Origin of the sequence: Litorivivens sp., assembly GCF_041624475.1 — a bacterium.
In the GTDB taxonomy this organism is placed as follows: Bacteria; Pseudomonadota; Gammaproteobacteria; order Pseudomonadales; family Spongiibacteraceae; genus Litorivivens.
Window position 1 is genome coordinate 105,239 of the sequence record NZ_JBFJUX010000003.1, and the last position, 16,976, is coordinate 122,214.

Here is a 16,976-nt window from a genome sequence, read left to right on the forward strand (position 1 = left end):
CCTGATGACTGATCGAGTGATAAATTTCATGGGCGCCCGCAAAATTGCGGCCGCCTTTTCCATCGGCCTGGTCTTGCTGTCTATCGGCTCGCTGGCGGTGCGTGGCCTGAACTTCGGTCTCGACTTCACCGGCGGCACACTGGTTGAAGTGGTTTATGAGCAGGCCGAGCCCCTGAGCAATGTGCGCAGCGCTTTGGCGGAGGCGGGTTACGCTGATGCCGTGGTCGTCAACTTTGGTGCTGACACCGATGTGCTGGTGCGCCTGCCACAGGGCTTGAGCCCGGATCTGGGTGAACAGATTCTCGGCATCTTGCAGCAGTCTGCGGGCAGTGAAGCGGAGCTGCGGCGCATCGAGTTTGTCGGCCCGCAAGTGGGTGAGGAACTGCGCGAGCAGGGCGGCCTGGCCATTCTTCTGGCGCTGGTCGTAGTGCTGATTTACATCTCCATGCGATTTCAGCTCAAGTTTGCCTTTGGTGCCGTAGTCGCCCTGGGGCACGACGTGATTATTGTGCTGGGTATCTTCTCGCTGTTGCGGCTCGACTTTGACCTGACAGTACTGGGCGCACTGCTGGCGGTTATCGGTTACTCGCTGAACGACACCATTGTCGTATCTGACCGTATTCGCGAAAACTTCCGCAAATTGCGGAAACAGCCGTCGGTTGATGTCATCAATGTTTCGCTGAGCGAGACACTGGGTAGGACGATGGTGACCTCGTTGACCACCTTGCTGGTCTTGCTGGCGCTGTTGCTTACCGGCGGTGAAATGATTCGCGGCTTTGCCCAGGCTTTGACCGTGGGTATTGTGGTGGGTACCTACTCATCCATCTACGTGGCTGCCAACTTTATGCTGCTGCTGGGTATTCGTCAGGAAGACCTGATGATTCCCGAAAAAGAAGGCGAGCCCATCGACGACATGCCTTGATGCCGCACTGCTGGCGCGCTCAGGGCTGCGCCAGCACGTTTTCGGGCCAGGTGTCGGGCGCTACCATGCGGCGCTCCTGCGCCTGATTAATCAGCATAATCGGGCGCTGCTCGGCCAGCGCCCAGTGTTTTGCTTCCAGCGCAGTCGCGCTGCTGAAGTCGGCTAGCCAGTCAGGCTTGGCCAGATAGCGCCAGTCTGAGGCCTGTTCCCGTTCGGAAAAATCGCCCAGTGTCTGCCACAGGCCGCGACAGTGTGCCGGATTGATCGGCGCTGCTTCTACCGGTCGCTCCGGGTGATAAAACAGCCAGCCTTTTACTGCGACTTCCTGCGCTATCTCACTTATGCCAAGTTCGTTTAACGCGGCCCGGCCGGCGGGTGTGGCGGGCAGCGCCAGCTGATGATCACGCATGCGCTGCCACTTGATATCCAGCCGGTCCCGACTGTTGGGTCCGAGCCACTGGCTCATGGGGCTGCCTGCCTGCAGTGGCTGTGGTGTCGCCATGAAGTACTTCAGCGCCAGTTCCAGATGAATGGCCTGCTGGCGGCGGTGGCAGAAGTACAGCACATCGAATTCGCCCAGAGTCCGGCCGCCGTCGCGAACGGGAAGATTGTGGGCAATCAGCTCGGTTTCCTCATCCTGTTGCAGAAAGAAATGCCAGTAGCTCTCGAACACCAGTCCCAGGCGTCGTGAGCGGCAGTTTTCCTCCAGGTGATTCAGCAGCGGTTGGGGCGACATGTCGAGGGCCAGCAGGGCCTCGCGGCGGGCTTCGTGCAGTTCAAAGTCAGCTGCGGTAACCTTGCACGCCAGCGCTCCGGGGTCATGGATGATGGATTCGGAAAAACAGATCCAGGCAAGCTCGCGCACGCGCGGGTGTTTTAGAGTATGAATAAACGCGGTCATAGTGCGATACTGGCGGGCCTTGGTTAGGGCAGGAATATGGATTCATTTCGGAACATTGGCATTGTAGGACGTGAAGGTAGCGGGGTTGCGGAGACCTTGCAACGACTCGTTACCTTTCTGCAGTCACGCGGCCTGACGGTGGTGCTGGGGGAGCATATTGCCTCTCTGCTGCCCAATCACGGTTTGCGGGTGAGTCCGCGCAAGAGCATTGGCGAAACCTGCGATCTGGTGATTGTGGTCGGTGGCGACGGCAGTTTCCTCGGCGCCGCCCGCACCCTGTCCAAACAACCGGCACCGATACTGGGCATTAACCGCGGTCGTCTTGGCTTTCTCACCGATATTTCGCCGGACGAGCTGGAAGAGCAGATCGGTGCGGTGCTCGATGGGCACTACACGCTGGAAAAGCGATTTTTACTGGATGTGGAAGTCAAACGGCAGGGCGAGCCGGTGGGTGTGGGTGAGGCTCTCAATGATGTGGTCGTCAACTCCGGAACGTCAGCTCATATGATGGAGTACGACCTGTATATCGAGGGCGAGTTTGTTTATCGCCAGCGCTCCGACGGCTTGATTATCTCTACGCCGACCGGTTCTACCGCCTATTCCATGTCCGGCGGTGGCCCGATTATGCATCCCAAACTGGATGCTATCGCACTGGTACCGATGTTCCCCCACACGCTGAGCAGTCGGCCGATTGTGGTCGACGGTAAAAGCGAGATCAAGATTGTTATTCAGGCCGACAACAAAATGCCGGCGCCGGTCACCTGTGACGGTCAGGAAGTCATACCGACACGTCCCGGTGACGTTGTATATGTGCGCAAAAAGCCCCATAAAATGACCATGATTCACCCCGCAGATCACAGTTTTTATGCGAGCTGTCGCGACAAACTGGGCTGGGGTGGAAAGCTGGGCAATTAACGAAAAAGGGTTTTTGGAAGGTTGAATGGATTACGAGGCACTGCGCGTCCCCCTGCATCACGACCTGCGACCGCTGGCGGCCCTGCTGGCGGGCAAGGGTATCCCGCACCAGATCAGCGAGTGGCAGGGCGCCCAGGTTATCTGGGTGCTTGATGCCGCGTCTGCTGAGCTGGTTGCGGCGCTGCACCGACGAATGGAGTCCGGTGACATTGAAGTGGTGCAGGCCGAGCCGCAGGAGCAGGCCCCGCAAGCGTCACGCGCGACCACCTTCCTGCCGGTGACGCTGTTCTTGCTGGCAGCCAGCATTATCGGCGCCGGTATTACGGGCCTCAGCACTGAAGCCATGTCGTGGCTGTCCTTCTACCGCATTATTGCGGTTGATGACGGCTATATGATCAGCACCGCCCCCGGTGAATACTGGCGTTTGTTTACGCCGGTCTTCCTGCACTACGGCCTGCTGCATCTGGTGTTCAATGGTCTGTGGACCTGGGAGCTGGGGCGACGCATTGAGTTTCAGCAGGGCAGTGTGGCGCTGTTGCTGCTTACCCTGCTGATGGGCGTGTTTTCCAATCTGGCCCAGGCCTGGTTTACGCCGGGACAGCTATTCGGTGGTATGTCCGGGGTGATCTACGGCTATCTGGGTTATCTGGTGGTGTGGCAGCGGTTTCGCCCGGTCGCGGCCTTTGCCTTACCCAAGGGCATCGTGATTTTCATGCTGGCCTGGCTGTTGATCTGTATGCTCGGTTTTACCGAATTGGTGGGGCTGGGTTCCATCGCCAACGCAGCCCATCTGGGCGGTCTGGTTGCCGGGGTGGCGCTCGCGCTGGCAACACTGCTGGGCCTTCGCCTCACCGGCCGCTGAGGCCTTTGTTATAATCTCCGTTTTTGATCAAGAAGTTCCTCCTATGAATGTAGAAGCAATGCTCAAGGCGATGACGCCGGAAATCCACGCGGCCCTTAAGCGCGCCGTCGAGATCGGTAAATGGCCCGATGGCCGACCACTGACCGGCGAGCAAAAGGAAGTCTGTATGGAGGCGGTTATCACTTACGACCTGCACAATCTCAAGGAAGAAGAGCGCGTGGGCTATATTGATCGCGGTAGTAAAGCCGAGGGCGAGTTGTGCGACGACGAGCCAGCGGAAACCAGCATTCTGAAATGGGCGGACAAATAATGGCGGTATTGGGAAGTGGTAATGCCCAGAAAATGCGCACCCAGCTTGTCGACGGCGTGGCGCATTACCGCCTGCCGCTGGGCGAAGCCGAAATTGCACTGAACGAACGCATTGGCAGTTTTTTAAAGCTCACCTTTGAAGGTGAGATCAACTGTGTTCACTGCGACCGCAAAACCCGTAAAAGCTTTAATCAGGGCTATTGCTACCCCTGTTTTCAGCGGCTGGCCCAGTGTGACAGCTGTATTGTCAGCCCGGAAAAGTGTCACTATTTTGAGGGCACCTGCCGCGAGCCCCAGTGGGGCGAAACCCACTGCATGATTGATCACATTGTTTACCTCTCAAACACTTCAAAAGTGAAGGTGGGTATCACCCGTGGCTCGCAGGTGCCGACCCGCTGGATAGATCAGGGCGCGGTGCAGGCGCTACCGATTTTTCGGGTAAGCAATCGCCTGCAATCGGGTTTGGTGGAAAGTATTTTTAAACAGCACGTGGCGGACAAAACCAGCTGGCAGGCTATGCTCAAGAACCAACCCGAGCCAATGGACTTGCACGCCGAACGGGATCGGCTCAGCGCCGAATGCGCGCCAGACATTGCCCATTTGCGCGAGAGCTTTGGCGAAGACGCGATTGAGCCACTGGCCGCAGAAGATGTGCATATCACCTTCCCGGTTGAGCAGTATCCGGCTAAAGTAAAGGCATTCAATCTCGACAAGTCTCCCACTGCCGAAGGCACCCTACAGGGGATTAAAGGGCAGTATCTTATTTTTGATACCGGTGTCATCAATATCCGCAAATACGGCGGTTACAAGCTGACGGTTTCTGACGAAGGTTAACAAGACATGCGTGATGCTCAGGCGACAACTATCTACCTGAAAGATTATCGGGTGCCCGATTTTCTGATCGACAGCACCGACCTGCATTTTGAAATTTTCGATTCATATACGCTGGTGCACTCCACGCTGGCCATGCGCCGCAATCCCGAAGCAGAAACCGTTGACGCGCCGCTGGTGCTCGACGGTTGTGAGCTGGAACTGGAGTCGCTGGCTATCGACGATGCGACGCTTTCTGAAGCCGACTACCAGATTGCCGGTGAAAGCCTGACCGTCGACAAGGTAGGCGACCGTTTTACCCTGCGCTGCACCACGCGCATCTACCCGCAGAACAACACCTCGCTGGAAGGCCTGTACAAATCCAGCAGCATGTACTGCACCCAGTGCGAAGCAGAGGGTTTTCGCAAAATCACCTATTACCTCGACCGGCCCGATGTGATGTCTGTGTATACCGTTACGCTGGACGCCGACAGCAAACGCTGCCCGGTGCTCTTGTCCAACGGTAATCTGGTTTCTACCGACACCCTCGAAAACGGTCGCCACCGCGCGGTGTGGGAAGACCCGCACAAAAAGCCCGCTTATCTGTTTGCCCTGGTCGCTGGTGACCTGGAGCGGGTGAGTGACGAGTTTGTAACTGTCAGCGGTCGCCATGTGGATTTGCATATCTATGTTGAGGAGAAAGACCTCGACAAGTGTGACCACGCCATGCAGTCCCTGAAAAACGCGATGCGCTGGGACGAAGAGGTCTACGGCCGCGAATACGATCTGGATATTTTCAACATCGTCGCGGTGGATGATTTCAATATGGGGGCGATGGAAAACAAGAGCCTCAATATCTTCAATACCTCCTGTGTGCTCGCCAGCCCGGCCACCACAACCGATGTGGGCTTTCAGCGGGTAGAAGGGGTTGTCGCCCACGAGTATTTTCACAACTGGTCCGGCAACCGCGTTACCTGCCGCGACTGGTTTCAGCTCAGCCTGAAAGAGGGCTTTACCGTGTTTCGCGATGCGGAGTTCTCTGCCGATATGGGCTCGCCCGTTGTCAAACGGGTTGAAGACGTCGGCCTGCTGCGCACCGCGCAGTTTGCCGAAGACGCCGGCCCCATGGCCCACCCGGTGCGGCCCGACTCCTATATGGAAATTTCCAACTTCTACACCGTCACCATTTATGAAAAAGGTGCCGAAGTGGTGCGGATGATTCACACCCTGTTGGGGCCGGAATTGTTCCGCAAGGGCAGTGACCTGTATTTCGAGCGCTTTGACGGCCAGGCAGTGACCTGCGAAGACTTTGTCAAAGCCATGGAAGATGCCAGCGGTATGGATCTCGGCCAGTTCCGCCTCTGGTACTCACAGGCAGGCACACCGCAAGTGAAAGCAAGTGGCAGCTACGATGCAGAACACAGCACTTATACCCTGACCCTGCAGCAGAGTTGCCCGAAAACGCCCGGCCAGGCGGCTAAAGAGCCTTTCCATATTCCCGTGGCGGTGGGGCTGCTGGGCGATGCCGGCGCGCTGCGCTTGAAGCTGGCCGGAGAAGAGGCCGACCCGGAAACCGCAGATAACACCCATAAAGTGCTGCACCTGAAACAGGCTGAGCAGCACTTTGTGTTTGAAGATGTTCCCGAGCCGCCGGTGCCCAGTTTACTGCGCGGTTTTTCCGCGCCGGTAAAACTGACCTTTGACTACAGTCGCGACGAACTGCTGTTTTTGATGCAGCAGGACGACGACGGCTTTAATCGCTGGGAAGCCTCACAGCAACTGGGCGTGCTGGCCCTGAAAGATATGGTTAGCGCCCACCAGCAGAATCAGGTCTGCGCACTGGACGAACGCCTGATTACGGCAGGGCGCAATTTACTGCGCGACAGCAGTCTCGACCCGGCTATGGTGGCCCTGATGCTGAGCCTGCCTTCTGAGGCCTATCTGGCGGAGATACTGCAGCCGGTGGATGTGCTGGCGATTCATGCCGCAAGAATGCAGGCGCGACTGGAACTGGCTCACGCCCTCAGGGATGACCTGATCGAAGTCTATCGCTCGCTCAGCAAGCGTCAGGGCGACTATGAGCCCAGCGCACAGCAGATTGCCCAGCGCAGCCTGAAAAACCTCTGCCTGCAGTACCTGATGTTGTTGGAAGAAGACCACTACCTGCAGGTTTGCATGGAGCAGCTCGACAGCGCCGACAATATGACTGATCGGCTGGCCGCACTGGTTGCGCTGGTGAACAGCAGCTTTGAGTCGAAAAAGGCACTGGCGCTGCAACAGTTCTACCAGAACTGGCAGCACGAGCCGTTGGTCATCAATCAGTGGTTCCAGATTCAGGCCACCAGCTATCGGCCGGGCACCCTGAAGCGGGTGGAAGAGCTGCTGAACCATCCGGCCTTCGAAATTCGCAATCCCAACAAGGTGCGGGCGGTGATTGGCGCTTTCTGTGGCCAGAATGCCGTTAACTTTCACCAGCTGGATGGGGGTGGCTATCGCTTCCTGGCGGAGCGGGTGATTGAGCTGAATCGTATCAACCCCCAGATCGCGGCGCGACTGTTGGGGCCGCTGTCCAAATGGCGCAAGTACCTGCCTGAGCAGCAGGCATTGATGAAGGCCGAGCTGGAGCGTATCGCGGCCGAGCCGGAGCTGTCACGCGATGTGTTCGAGGTGGTCAGCAAGTCGCTGCAGGAGTAAATGGAAAAGCGCGTACCGGGCCAGTCAAAGCTTTAGAGCGAGGCTCGGGAGCGCGTCAACAAACGGCGCACCGTGCTCCAGCGATTGATCAGCAGCGCCGCAAATATAAGCGCGCAGCCGGCCATTTGCGAGCCGCTCATGCGCTCGTCAAACCAGAACGCCGAAATGCTCGCCACCCATACCGGCTCCAGCACCAGTATCACAACGCCGTTATTCGACGACGACAGACTCTGGGCCCAGGTCTGAACGGCAAAGCGTGTGGATGTGCCGATCAGTACGCTGGCCAGAATCCAGCCCGCCAGCACCGGTGAAAAACTCTCGAAGGTCGCGCGCCATGGCTCCAGCAGCAGCGATGCGGACAGTGCCACGGCGCCAGCGCAGGCCAGCGAGATTGTCGTTAGCGCCATCACGGGAATCCGCATCAGCTCGCGGGTAGCGCCGTCGCGGCTATGGATCAGCCGCGCGTTGGCGGCGCGGGTATTGAGCGTGTAGTGCAGGGCAAAAATCACCGCCGCTGCCACAAAGAACCCTTGCCCGGCCTCCAGCCGAAAGCCGTGTTGCAGCGACAGCATCGCCAGCCCCGCCACCGCTACAGGCAGCGCCAGCCACGTGCTTGAAGGCTGCCTCTCCTTGAACACAATTCGCGCTATTACCGGCACCAGAATCACCGCCAGGCTCGCCAGGAAAGCCCCTTCACCAATATTGCTGGCGACATTCAGTCCGGACACCCAGAAACACATGGCAAGACCGAACACCACGCCAACTCGGGCGCCGCGCCAATACTGCTCACCGTCGAGGCGTTGCAACTGGCGCCAGGCGAACAAGGCCAACAGCAGGCTTGCCAGCAGAAAACGAATGCCCATAAACAACAAAGGCGGCATCAGCATTACCGCCTCCTTGGAGAACATCCAGCTGATTGCCGCCAGCAGCGTGACCAGCAGCAATAACAGATCCGCCTTGGTGGAAGAGGGTAGTGGCATTGACCGGCATCCGGATAAGAGTGTTTACATGACCGGGCACGCCATCATCTCAAGGCTGCCCGAACCCGGCATTATACAGGGACTTCGACCTCGGGCTTGTCGGCGATCAGGCGGGGGTGATGCTCTCCGCAAAAATGGTGATTGCGTCCGGCTGAGGGCCGCGTCCGATTCTAACATTTCGGACATTTTTTATACGCAGAACCGGGCGTATACTCGTTGGCTAATAATTATTAGTCTCTGACAGGAAGGGAGGGCGCCATGTCCATATATCAACCGATTGAAAAAGCAGGTGAAAACCGCCGGGTGTACCAATTGACCAGCCCGGTCACCATGGAACCGATAGGCGAGCTGGTATGCGCCAATACCGAGGACGTGAAAGCCGCGGTAGCCAAGGCCCGCAAGGCCCAGACCGCCTGGGCCGAAATGCCCGTTGAAGCGCGCGCCAAAGTCATCCAGAAGGCGGTGCAGGTTATCCTCAAGCGCCAGGACGAAATCATCGACACGGTGATCAAGGAAACCGGCAAGGCGCCTGCTGATGCGCTGAGCATGGAGATATTCTCCGTGGTTGACGCCATGACCTACTACGCCAAGCACGCCAAAAAATTCCTGGCCACTGAAAAGCGCAAAGTGCCGGGCATTGTTGGCCTGACCAAGAAAATGAAAATTGTCTACAAGCCGCTGGGTGTGGTGGGCGTTATCGTGCCCTGGAACGGCCCCTTCGTGCTGGCGGCCAACCCCGCGGTGCAGGCCCTGCTGGCGGGTAACGCTGTGGTACTGAAAGGCTCGGAAGTGACCCCGTATTCCTCCAAGCTGCTGGAAGACATCTACCGCGAAGCGGGCATGCCAGATGGCGTGGTTCAGGTGCTGATGGGCGATGGCCAAACCGGTGCTGACCTGGTTGAAGCCGGCGTCGACAAGATTTCATTTACCGGCAGTGTGAACACGGGCCGTAAAGTGGCCGAAGCCTGTGCACGCCAGCTGATTCCGGTGACACTGGAACTCGGCGGTAAAGACGCGATGATTGTCTGTGCCGACGCCAATCTGGATCGCGCGGTTGACGGCGCGCTGGCAGGTTCCTGCATGAACACCGGCCATTACTGCTGTGGTACCGAACGCATCTACGTGATGGAAAGCGTCTACGACGAGTTTGTTGCCAAGGTTGTCGAGAAAACCAAAACCCTGAAGCAGGGCCCCGAACATGGTGGCGATGAAGATGTGGGCGCGGTTTTCTGGGACAAACAGATGACCATTATCGAAAGCCACGTTGAAGACGCCCGAGCCAAAGGTGCCAAGATACACGTCGGCGGCAGCCGCAATACCGAGCTTAAAGGCCTGTACTACCTGCCTACCGTGATCACCGATGTAACGCACGACATGACCATCATGCGCGATGAAACCTTCGGCCCCATTATCTGCATTCAGAAAGTGCGCGACGAGAACGAAGCCCTGCGTCTTGCCAACGACAGCGAATTTGGCCTCAACGGCAACGTGTGGACCTCTGATCTGGACAAAGGCTTTAACCTTGCCCGCCGCATCGACACCGGAGGTGTCAGTGTGAACGACATGGCCATGACCTACGGTGTACCCACAGCGCCTTTCGGTGGCCGCAAGCACAGCGGTGTTGGCCAGGTGAACAGCATCACCGGCATTCGCGGTTACTGCTTCGCCCAACCCATACTGATCGACAAAGGCAAGGGCAAGCTGCAAAGCGGCTACCCCTACACCAGTGACAACGTGGAAGGCATGAAGAAGTTCATCAACTTCCTGTGGGGTAAAACCCCGCTGGGCCGCTGGCTGGCCTGAGCCATTCCCTGCTAAAAGCAGCCTTCACACAGAAGGCTGCTGCCAACCCTGCATCAGCCCGCTCAGCGGGCTTTTTACTCCCTGCGCCCCCTGTTTCAGCACATGGGTGTATATCTCCGTGGTTGTGACATCACTGTGGCCGAGTTGCTGCTGAACCGTGCGTATGTCGGCGCCTGATTGCAGTAAATGCGTGGCGAAGGAGTGGCGCAGTGTATGGCAGCTGACTGTCTTGGGAATGTTCGCCGCTTTGGCTGCGTTTTTTACGAGCTTGTTCAATGTACTTTCATCGAAGTGATGGCGGCGAATCTGTTGCGACTGTGGATCAATGCTCAATCGAGAAGCCGGGAACAGGTATTGCCAGTCGACGCTGAGAGGTGCTTTGGGGAACTTGCGTGCAAGCGCATCTGGCATCCATACGCCAGCGTAATTCGGGTTGTCTTTGTCCTCCTCCAGTGTGAGCTTAACCTGTTCAATCTGACGCCGAAGGAGGGGAGCTAACTCAGGTGCCAATGTCGTCAATCGATGTTTGTCGCCCTTGCCTTGCCATATCTTCAACTGCTGGAAGTCAAAATCAACATCCTTCACCCGCAAGCGAACCAGCTCGATACGCCTAAGCCCGGAGCCATAGAGCATGGCCGCCATAAGCTGATGTATACCGTTTAAATGTGAGAGTAACGCGCCAACTTCTTGAGAGGTTAATACCGTAGGTAGTTTTGCCTGCCGATTTGCCCGTCGGAACTGGCCTAGCTTGCCTAGCGGTTGATTGAGAAATTTATTGTAAAGATAGGCAAGAGAATTCAAAGCAATAGCCTGTGTGCCCGCTGAAACATGCCTTTCACATGCCAGCCAGGTAAGAAACTGTTCTACCTCATTGTCGCCCATATCTCGTGGGTGCTTTTTGCCGTGAAAAATAATAAAGTACTTAATCCAATACAAATAAGCACTGACCGTTCGCCGGCTGTAACGCCGAACCAGCATGTGTGCGCGAATAGACTCAAGGAATGGGGATGCAGCCACAGTCATATCGATACTCCATTATCAATTACTGTTTATGTATACAGTATGTCTTTCGTGTTTTTATTTCAATGGGCCCCAGCTTAATCGGGTGGGCTATTGTCGGTCTTGGGGTAATATTCAATAAAAACAGATGGATAGAGCATAGGGTGGGGCCCTCTCTAATATATTACAGTGGGCCCCAGCTAATAATTATTATGAGGTCGGAGACCTCATTAACAGGCTGTTATAGGGATTGGATGATGTCACTAAAGATGCGAACCGTTGTGGCGCTTTTTCTAGGAGGCTTGCTTTCTGCACAGGTTATAGCGCAAGTGGACGACGCGTGCCCAGAATACGTCGAAACTATGATCGCTGAACTTAAATCTACCGACGCTACAGCCGAATTTAAAAAAGCCAAGAAGAAAGGCGACTTACGGTTCATCCCCACCCCTTCTGTACACCCGGAGGGTTTCAATATAAACGGGCTGCCCGATGGTAAATATTGGCCTGATTACAAAGGTTCCGGTATACGAGAAGACTTTCTAGACCCAAGCAAAGTGTTTTACTCATGCCAAATCGAGCTAATTGAAGTATTTGACCAGTTCGCAAAGCAGTACAATTCATTAGTTGCAGCGGAACTTGAGCAATGACCAGAAATCCCTATAACAAGCTGCTTAAGTTCACTCCGGCCGCAAAAGACGCGGCCTCCGCGGGACGCCCAAAGCGCTGCTTTGGCCGCCCCTTAGCAGGGCGTTATGTTTTCTAGAGAGTATGGAAGAAAGAATACATAAACAACGAGCGATACTCGTCCAAATCGTTAGGTGCATTCATATGAAGAGTGCTCTCACTACCATTGATGAAGATCCAAAGTTGAACTTTTGGCGGCTAATTCATGGAGGCTTTCTTGATTTGGCCGTTCTAGAGTGGTGTAAGGTATTTGGCTCGAATGCAGAACCCACTCACTGGAAAGGAGTCGTAGAAGATCGTGTTGCATTCACAGAAGCCCTACTAAATTCAGTTGGGCTGAACCGTGATGAGTGGGATTCTTACTGGAATCACTTAAAAAAAAAAGGGGACGGAGGGGTTAAAAATCCACCAAGAGGCGTGATGCGCGATATTTAATCCCGCCGTTCCCTTTTGTCGTCCCCTTTTATGCTCGCACCATGTCGCTCACAGCGCTATAGCGGCGATCTTCTATCTGTTCGGCAATAAACTCGTCAAGGTCTGGGCCAAGTAATGCTCGTATTTCTGGTCATGGGCAGCCTCCTGTGCCAAATATTGGAGAAAAAGGGGACAGAGGGGTTAAAAATCCACCAAGAGGCATGATGCGCGATATTTAATCCCTCCGTGCCTTTTTTGGTCCCCTTTTTTGCTCGCACCATTTCGCTCACAGCGCCATAGCGGCCATCTTCTATCTGTTCAGCAATAAACGCGTCAAAGTCTCGGCCAAGGGTAATGTTGGTATTTCTGGTCATAGGAAGCCTCCTGTGCCAAATATTGGTATGTTTTGCGAAAATGCCCATAACAAGGCAAGGTAAGCCGGTGCCGAAAAAACCGCGCGGCAGCCTGCGGCGTAATTCTTAAGGAGCTACCGTTAAAATATGTTGGATATTGTGTTTCTTCTTTCAGGTATTGCTTTGCTCACAGTTGGCGGGGAAGCGTTGATCCGGGGCTCGCTGGCGGCGGCAAAGCGGCTCGGTGTGTCACCCTTGCTCAGTGGTCTGGTTATTGTGGGCTTCGGTACCTCTGCTCCGGAGTTGGTAGTGTCTGTGAATGCTGCGGTGGAAGGGCGACCAGACATTGCGATCGGCAACGTAGTTGGTAGCAACATCAGTAATATCCTGCTGATACTCGGAATTTGCGCCTTGATATCGCCAATGGTCGTCAAGCCGCTTGCCCTGAGGCGGGATGCGGTCACGGTTGTCGCAGCAAGTGTATTGTTTCTTGTTCTGGTTGGGGGAAGTGCCCTGGTGCGTGCAGATGCGGCTGTATTCCTGGTCGCTCTGGGTGCTTATCTGGTTTGGGCTTACCGCAGCGAGCGGTTTCACGCTGGGCCCTCAGGTGAATTACACCAGGCTGAAGCAGATGAGGTCGCCGCCATTCCGAAGTCGTTGTTGTGGACTGTAACCGCCGTCGCTTTTGGCTTGCTGCTCTTAATTGCCGGATCACAAGTGCTGCTGATGGGGGCCATTGGCATTGCAGAGCATTTTGCTGTGCCAGAGGCCGTTATTGGTTTGACGCTGGTGGCCGTGGGCACCTCGCTACCAGAATTGTCCATATCGGTAATTGCCGCTATTCGGCGGCATGCAGATGTGGCTGTCGGAAACATACTGGGCAGCAATATCTTCAATTTACTGGGGATTCTTGGGGTTTCCGCGCTACTTCAGCCGCTGCCAGTTCATGCAAGAATTTTGCAGTTTGATCAATGGGTCATGCTTGGAACAGCGGTGCTTCTGCTTTTGTTCTTGTACTCGGGCCGCCGCCTTAGCCGTGCGGAGGGCGGAGTGCTTCTGATTGGCTATGGTATTTACGTTTGGTTGAGTTTTGCGGTGTTCGGTGGCTGATATGGCATGGCAAACTGTTGCGGCGGCTGATCCTGCTTTTTCTTGCGCAAGGGCCGGATTCGCTGCGCATACCGCTGAAAAACAGGTTTTAAAGTCATGACCAGATTTTTAGTGCCAATGGTAGCGTCTCTGGTCATTATTTTCGCGGTAGTCTCCGGGCTGGCTTGGTATGTGGGTTCATCGCCCAACAAACAGCATTACACGATATACATTGACGAGAAAAATCGCATTTTCGTTAATGGAGAGCGGGCAACCGAGGAGCGGGTGTACAGGCTTGGCAGAGACATGACGGTGGATATAGAGATAAAACGGCATAGCCAGGCAAGCCTTTCATTTTGTTTTCAAGAGCGCGGCTGTACCGTGGACTGAGAATAAATGGTATGACTCAGTAGTGACACAATCCTCTGTGTAACTTCAGGTTTTATGCGCGTACTTCCGACTTTAGGCGTAATTAAGCATGGAAGAAATTATCAGTAAACTTACGGGCTACACATTTGCATTGAGAGATGCTTTAGAGCGCACCAATGAATCAAGTGAGCGCCCGAAAATTACCCGGCATTTGGCAGCGGCGGCCGAGATGTATGCACTTTTACATATGCATAAAACCACTGAAGCTATCGCCCATATTATCAGCGCAGAAAGCCGGGGCCATGGTTTGTCCTACTTGTCGGGTGACGCAGGGAAAAACGTTGCTAAAAAATGGGCGGAATTTGTCAGCGCGGCGGGAGTCGATCGCTAAGACACATTCCTGCCAAGACTGGCTGAGTTTAGCTGCGCTCAGCACTTGAATCTGAGCCCGCCCGGTGAACAGGGCCGTTTTATGATCTGGCGATAAGCGCAATGGGGTGACTCCTATGCAGCCTGGAGCGTTGCTATCGCTGAAGCAGGGCATGAAAGGCCAGATCACTTACTTCGCCCGCGTAAATGAGCAGTCGCAAGCACTCATAATCTGGAAGTTGTGAATTAGCGAGTCAATTTCGGGTATTTCACTCCAACGTCATTGAAAATTCGATCAAGGCTCAGCGATCTGCTGGCACTTCGACAATACCTGCACTACGCTGAAATACAACGGTGTCTAAAAATTAACCTGTAAAGGGCGTTACATGGGCGATCGTGGCGGAGTGAACGGTCGGCGTCTGGCAAAAATCTTGAATTTTTGCTGGCTGGGGCCGTTATACCTGCTGGGGGTGCCCGCCCAGAGCATGGAAAACCTCACGGAGCTTAGCCTTGAGCAACTGATGAACGTCAATATCAGTGTGTCTGCTCGCCGAGGCGAACGGCTTCAGGACTCTTCTGCCGCGGTCTACATCCTCAAGAATTCAACCATTCAACGTTCCGGCGCGACATCGATACCTGAATTGTTGCGGCTGGTACCCGGCGTAGAGGTTACCCGGATCGGTAAGGGTAAGTGGGGTATTGGCATTCGCGGCTTCAATGGCGGCATTTTCACCAACCGGCTTTTGATCCTCGTCGACGGTCGCAGCGCTTTTTCCCCAGCCAAAATCGGGATGTTCTGGGACACGCTGGATACTCTGATCGAAGACATCGACAGGATAGAAGTCGTTAGAGGGCCCGGTACCGCATTGTGGGGTGGCAATGCCTTTAATGGTGTTATCAATATCGTTACCAAACATAGCTGCGACACGATTGGTGGCAAGGCTTCTGTAGCTGCCGGGGATGAAGAGCGCTGGTTTGGCAGTATCAGATACGGAAAAGCTTTTGGTAACAACCGCTACGGGCGTGCGTATTTCAAATCCTTTGAGCGCGACGATGCAACCAGGCCTGACGGATCAGACAACTATGATCAATGGACGGGTTCGCAAGGCGGCTTTCGGCTGGATTTTGGATCGGTGGAGCAGGGTGCAACGAGCCTACAGTTCAACGCTTACGAGGGCAACCAGAATGAGGAGCTGATTCTGCCGGCACCGGGTTCCGGTTCGGCAACCGAACTGCGCAGAAAGCATGTGAGCTATTCCGGCATGAATTTTCTGGCTCATTGGGAGAAGCAGGCAAGCGATAAACACAACTTTCGCTCTCGCTTTACTGCAGACCACTCAAAGCGAGATGACCTGTTTTTTGACCTCGAAATCAACAGTTACGATCTCGATCTGCAACATGACTTCAAACCAACAGCAGCAAACCGGCTGCTCTGGGGCCTTGCCTACCGTCTGACCAAGGATAACCTTCAAGACCAGTATATTCGCTACAGGCCAACGCGGCGCGAGTACGCGGTGACCAGTGGCTTTGTTCAGTATGAGCATCAGCTACTGAAATCTCTGAGGGCAATCATGGGCGTAAAGATATCGCACAATGATTTTACCGGCGAAGAGCAGCAGCCGAATATGCGCATGGTGTGGACGCCTCAGAAAAACATGACCTTCTGGCTCGCCTCATCTGACGCCCGCCGCACACCGAGCCGAACCGAGCATGATGTGATTATCGATTTCGACCTGCTTAATCCCGCGGTGCAATTGCAAATTCGTGGGGATGAAGCTTTTGAATCTGAGCGCTTGAAGGCCTATGAATTTGGTTGGCGTTTTAATGTCAGCGACAGGCTCACCCTCGATACGGCGCTTTACTACAACGAGTACGAGGATCTCCGAACGCTGGAGCCCGGCGCGCCAGAACCCTCTACCGGGCCGACGCCGTTCATAGTGCCCCTTATCGCCACCAATGGTGCCGCGGCCACCTCTCGGGGTGGCGAACTCAGCGTTGGCTTCAAGGCATCACCCAGCTGGCGCGGCGAATTCATCTACTCCTATGTCGATATTGAGGTAGAGGCCGATCAGAGTAATGATCCCAATGCTGACAACGCCGAACGGGAAAGCCCGAGACACAAAGCGGCAGTTACCTCTCATTGGGATCTGCCTCGGCAAGTGGAACTGTCAACGACCCTGCGCTACGTCGACAACATTGAACAACATCATATAGACGCGTACACCGCGCTCGACCTGAAAGTAAGTAAAGTGCTCTCGCCCAACGCAACGCTTAGCCTTGTCGGCAGAAATCTGCTAACCGGCGGACATCAGGAGTTTGTCGACCGGGTGGTGGGCACTCCACCCGTTGAAGTTGACCGAAGTGCGTACCTGCAGCTCGTGCTTAAATTCTAGTGCACCGGCTCTTGTCTGTTTTGCCGCCCTCTCCCGTAACATAGGGCACTCCACCCGCGCTCCTTCAGACTGGGAGTCGCCATCAACAGGTAGTTAGATTCTACGGCCTA

17 protein-coding genes are annotated in these 16,976 nt (G+C 55.2%); 13 read left to right on the top strand and 4 right to left on the bottom strand.

Going from position 1 to position 16,976, the window contains the following annotated elements:
- Positions 1-4: 4 nt before the first annotated feature.
- Positions 5-922: a protein translocase subunit SecF gene (secF, locus tag ABY734_RS05125; protein ID WP_372777927.1), complete on the top strand. Its 918-nt coding sequence runs from the start codon at positions 5-7 to the stop codon at positions 920-922.
- A gap of 19 nt (positions 923-941) precedes the next feature.
- Here the strand turns inward: secF and ABY734_RS05130 are convergent, their stop codons facing one another.
- Complete coding sequence (locus tag ABY734_RS05130; protein WP_372777928.1) at positions 942-1,823, bottom strand: DUF1853 family protein; 882 nt, start codon at positions 1,821-1,823, stop codon at positions 942-944.
- A gap of 36 nt (positions 1,824-1,859) precedes the next feature.
- Here ABY734_RS05130 and ABY734_RS05135 point away from each other — a divergent pair, with 36 nt between their 5' ends.
- Genes ABY734_RS05135 through pepN form a run of 5 tightly spaced genes read left to right on the top strand, consistent with a single transcriptional unit; the run spans position 1,860 to position 7,413 of the window.
- Positions 1,860-2,738 carry an NAD(+) kinase gene (locus ABY734_RS05135; RefSeq protein ID WP_372777929.1) on the top strand — a complete coding sequence of 293 codons (879 nt, stop codon included), beginning with the start codon at positions 1,860-1,862 and terminating at the stop codon, positions 2,736-2,738.
- A 25-nt stretch (positions 2,739-2,763) separates the two neighbouring features.
- Positions 2,764-3,600, top strand: coding sequence for a rhomboid family intramembrane serine protease (locus ABY734_RS05140; RefSeq protein WP_372777930.1), 837 nt, complete (start codon positions 2,764-2,766; stop codon positions 3,598-3,600).
- Positions 3,601-3,643: 43 nt separating this feature from the next.
- Complete coding sequence (locus ABY734_RS05145) at positions 3,644-3,910, top strand: YeaC family protein (RefSeq protein ID WP_372777931.1); 267 nt, start codon at positions 3,644-3,646, stop codon at positions 3,908-3,910.
- The gene (locus tag ABY734_RS05150) at positions 3,895-4,743 is read left to right on the top strand and encodes a DUF2797 domain-containing protein (protein ID WP_372777932.1); all 849 of its coding nucleotides are present in this window, start codon (positions 3,895-3,897) and stop codon (positions 4,741-4,743) included. Before ABY734_RS05145 ends, ABY734_RS05150 begins: the two co-directional genes overlap by 16 nt.
- Before the next feature lie 6 nt (positions 4,744-4,749).
- Positions 4,750-7,413, top strand: coding sequence for an aminopeptidase N (gene pepN / locus ABY734_RS05155; RefSeq protein ID WP_372777933.1), 2,664 nt, complete (start codon positions 4,750-4,752; stop codon positions 7,411-7,413).
- A gap of 32 nt (positions 7,414-7,445) precedes the next feature.
- Here pepN and ABY734_RS05160 read toward each other — a convergent pair whose 3' ends face one another.
- Positions 7,446-8,393, bottom strand: a complete 948-nt coding sequence (locus ABY734_RS05160) for a DMT family transporter (protein WP_372777934.1) — start codon at positions 8,391-8,393, stop codon at positions 7,446-7,448.
- A 258-nt stretch (positions 8,394-8,651) separates the two neighbouring features.
- Here ABY734_RS05160 and ABY734_RS05165 point away from each other — a divergent pair, with 258 nt between their 5' ends.
- The gene (locus tag ABY734_RS05165; protein ID WP_372777935.1) at positions 8,652-10,196 is read left to right on the top strand and encodes an aldehyde dehydrogenase family protein; all 1,545 of its coding nucleotides are present in this window, start codon (positions 8,652-8,654) and stop codon (positions 10,194-10,196) included.
- A gap of 24 nt (positions 10,197-10,220) precedes the next feature.
- On the opposite strand, the gene ABY734_RS05170 is transcribed toward ABY734_RS05165, so the two are convergent.
- The gene (locus ABY734_RS05170; protein WP_372777936.1) at positions 10,221-11,219 is read right to left on the bottom strand and encodes an integron integrase; all 999 of its coding nucleotides are present in this window, start codon (positions 11,217-11,219) and stop codon (positions 10,221-10,223) included.
- A gap of 233 nt (positions 11,220-11,452) precedes the next feature.
- Between ABY734_RS05170 and ABY734_RS05175 the strand changes: the two genes are divergently transcribed.
- Together ABY734_RS05175 and ABY734_RS05180 are read left to right on the top strand one after the other, a co-directional pair.
- Positions 11,453-11,842, top strand: coding sequence for a hypothetical protein (locus ABY734_RS05175; protein ID WP_372777937.1), 390 nt, complete (start codon positions 11,453-11,455; stop codon positions 11,840-11,842).
- A gap of 181 nt (positions 11,843-12,023) precedes the next feature.
- Entirely contained in the window at positions 12,024-12,314 is a 291-nt protein-coding gene (locus tag ABY734_RS05180) for a hypothetical protein (RefSeq protein ID WP_372777938.1), read from the top strand.
- Positions 12,315-12,409: 95 nt separating this feature from the next.
- On the opposite strand, the gene ABY734_RS05185 is transcribed toward ABY734_RS05180, so the two are convergent.
- Entirely contained in the window at positions 12,410-12,667 is a 258-nt protein-coding gene (locus ABY734_RS05185; protein WP_372777939.1) for a type II toxin-antitoxin system ParD family antitoxin, read from the bottom strand.
- A gap of 126 nt (positions 12,668-12,793) precedes the next feature.
- On the opposite strand from ABY734_RS05185, the gene ABY734_RS05190 reads away from it, so the two are divergent.
- The 4 genes from ABY734_RS05190 (at position 12,794) to ABY734_RS05205 (ending at position 16,866) form a co-directional block, all read left to right on the top strand.
- Positions 12,794-13,756, top strand: coding sequence for a calcium/sodium antiporter (locus tag ABY734_RS05190; protein WP_372777940.1), 963 nt, complete (start codon positions 12,794-12,796; stop codon positions 13,754-13,756).
- A gap of 96 nt (positions 13,757-13,852) precedes the next feature.
- Positions 13,853-14,125 (top strand): hypothetical protein, encoded by a 273-nt coding sequence (locus ABY734_RS05195; RefSeq protein ID WP_372777941.1) that lies wholly within the window; start codon positions 13,853-13,855, stop codon positions 14,123-14,125.
- Positions 14,126-14,213: 88 nt separating this feature from the next.
- On the top strand, positions 14,214-14,495 hold the full coding sequence (locus tag ABY734_RS05200; protein ID WP_372777942.1) for a hypothetical protein: 282 nt from the start codon (positions 14,214-14,216) through the stop codon (positions 14,493-14,495).
- A gap of 364 nt (positions 14,496-14,859) precedes the next feature.
- The gene (locus tag ABY734_RS05205) at positions 14,860-16,866 is read left to right on the top strand and encodes a TonB-dependent receptor plug domain-containing protein (protein WP_372777943.1); all 2,007 of its coding nucleotides are present in this window, start codon (positions 14,860-14,862) and stop codon (positions 16,864-16,866) included.
- Positions 16,867-16,976: the final 110 nt, after the last annotated feature.

Coding starts and splice junctions, on each gene's coding strand:
- ABY734_RS05185 (WP_372777939.1), bottom strand. CDS start 12,667: ATGACCAGAAATACCAACATTACCCTTGGCCGAGACTTTGACGCGTTT.
- ABY734_RS05205 (WP_372777943.1), top strand. CDS start 14,860: ATGGGCGATCGTGGCGGAGTGAACGGTCGGCGTCTGGCAAAAATCTTG.
- ABY734_RS05135 (WP_372777929.1), top strand. CDS start 1,860: ATGGATTCATTTCGGAACATTGGCATTGTAGGACGTGAAGGTAGCGGG.
- ABY734_RS05175 (WP_372777937.1), top strand. CDS start 11,453: ATGTCACTAAAGATGCGAACCGTTGTGGCGCTTTTTCTAGGAGGCTTG.
- ABY734_RS05140 (WP_372777930.1), top strand. CDS start 2,764: ATGGATTACGAGGCACTGCGCGTCCCCCTGCATCACGACCTGCGACCG.
- pepN (WP_372777933.1), top strand. CDS start 4,750: ATGCGTGATGCTCAGGCGACAACTATCTACCTGAAAGATTATCGGGTG.
- ABY734_RS05195 (WP_372777941.1), top strand. CDS start 13,853: ATGACCAGATTTTTAGTGCCAATGGTAGCGTCTCTGGTCATTATTTTC.
- ABY734_RS05160 (WP_372777934.1), bottom strand. CDS start 8,393: ATGCCACTACCCTCTTCCACCAAGGCGGATCTGTTATTGCTGCTGGTC.
- ABY734_RS05200 (WP_372777942.1), top strand. CDS start 14,214: ATGGAAGAAATTATCAGTAAACTTACGGGCTACACATTTGCATTGAGA.
- ABY734_RS05180 (WP_372777938.1), top strand. CDS start 12,024: ATGAAGAGTGCTCTCACTACCATTGATGAAGATCCAAAGTTGAACTTT.
- ABY734_RS05130 (WP_372777928.1), bottom strand. CDS start 1,823: ATGACCGCGTTTATTCATACTCTAAAACACCCGCGCGTGCGCGAGCTT.
- ABY734_RS05190 (WP_372777940.1), top strand. CDS start 12,794: ATGTTGGATATTGTGTTTCTTCTTTCAGGTATTGCTTTGCTCACAGTT.
- ABY734_RS05170 (WP_372777936.1), bottom strand. CDS start 11,219: ATGACTGTGGCTGCATCCCCATTCCTTGAGTCTATTCGCGCACACATG.
- secF (WP_372777927.1), top strand. CDS start 5: ATGACTGATCGAGTGATAAATTTCATGGGCGCCCGCAAAATTGCGGCC.
- ABY734_RS05165 (WP_372777935.1), top strand. CDS start 8,652: ATGTCCATATATCAACCGATTGAAAAAGCAGGTGAAAACCGCCGGGTG.
- ABY734_RS05145 (WP_372777931.1), top strand. CDS start 3,644: ATGAATGTAGAAGCAATGCTCAAGGCGATGACGCCGGAAATCCACGCG.
- ABY734_RS05150 (WP_372777932.1), top strand. CDS start 3,895: ATGGGCGGACAAATAATGGCGGTATTGGGAAGTGGTAATGCCCAGAAA.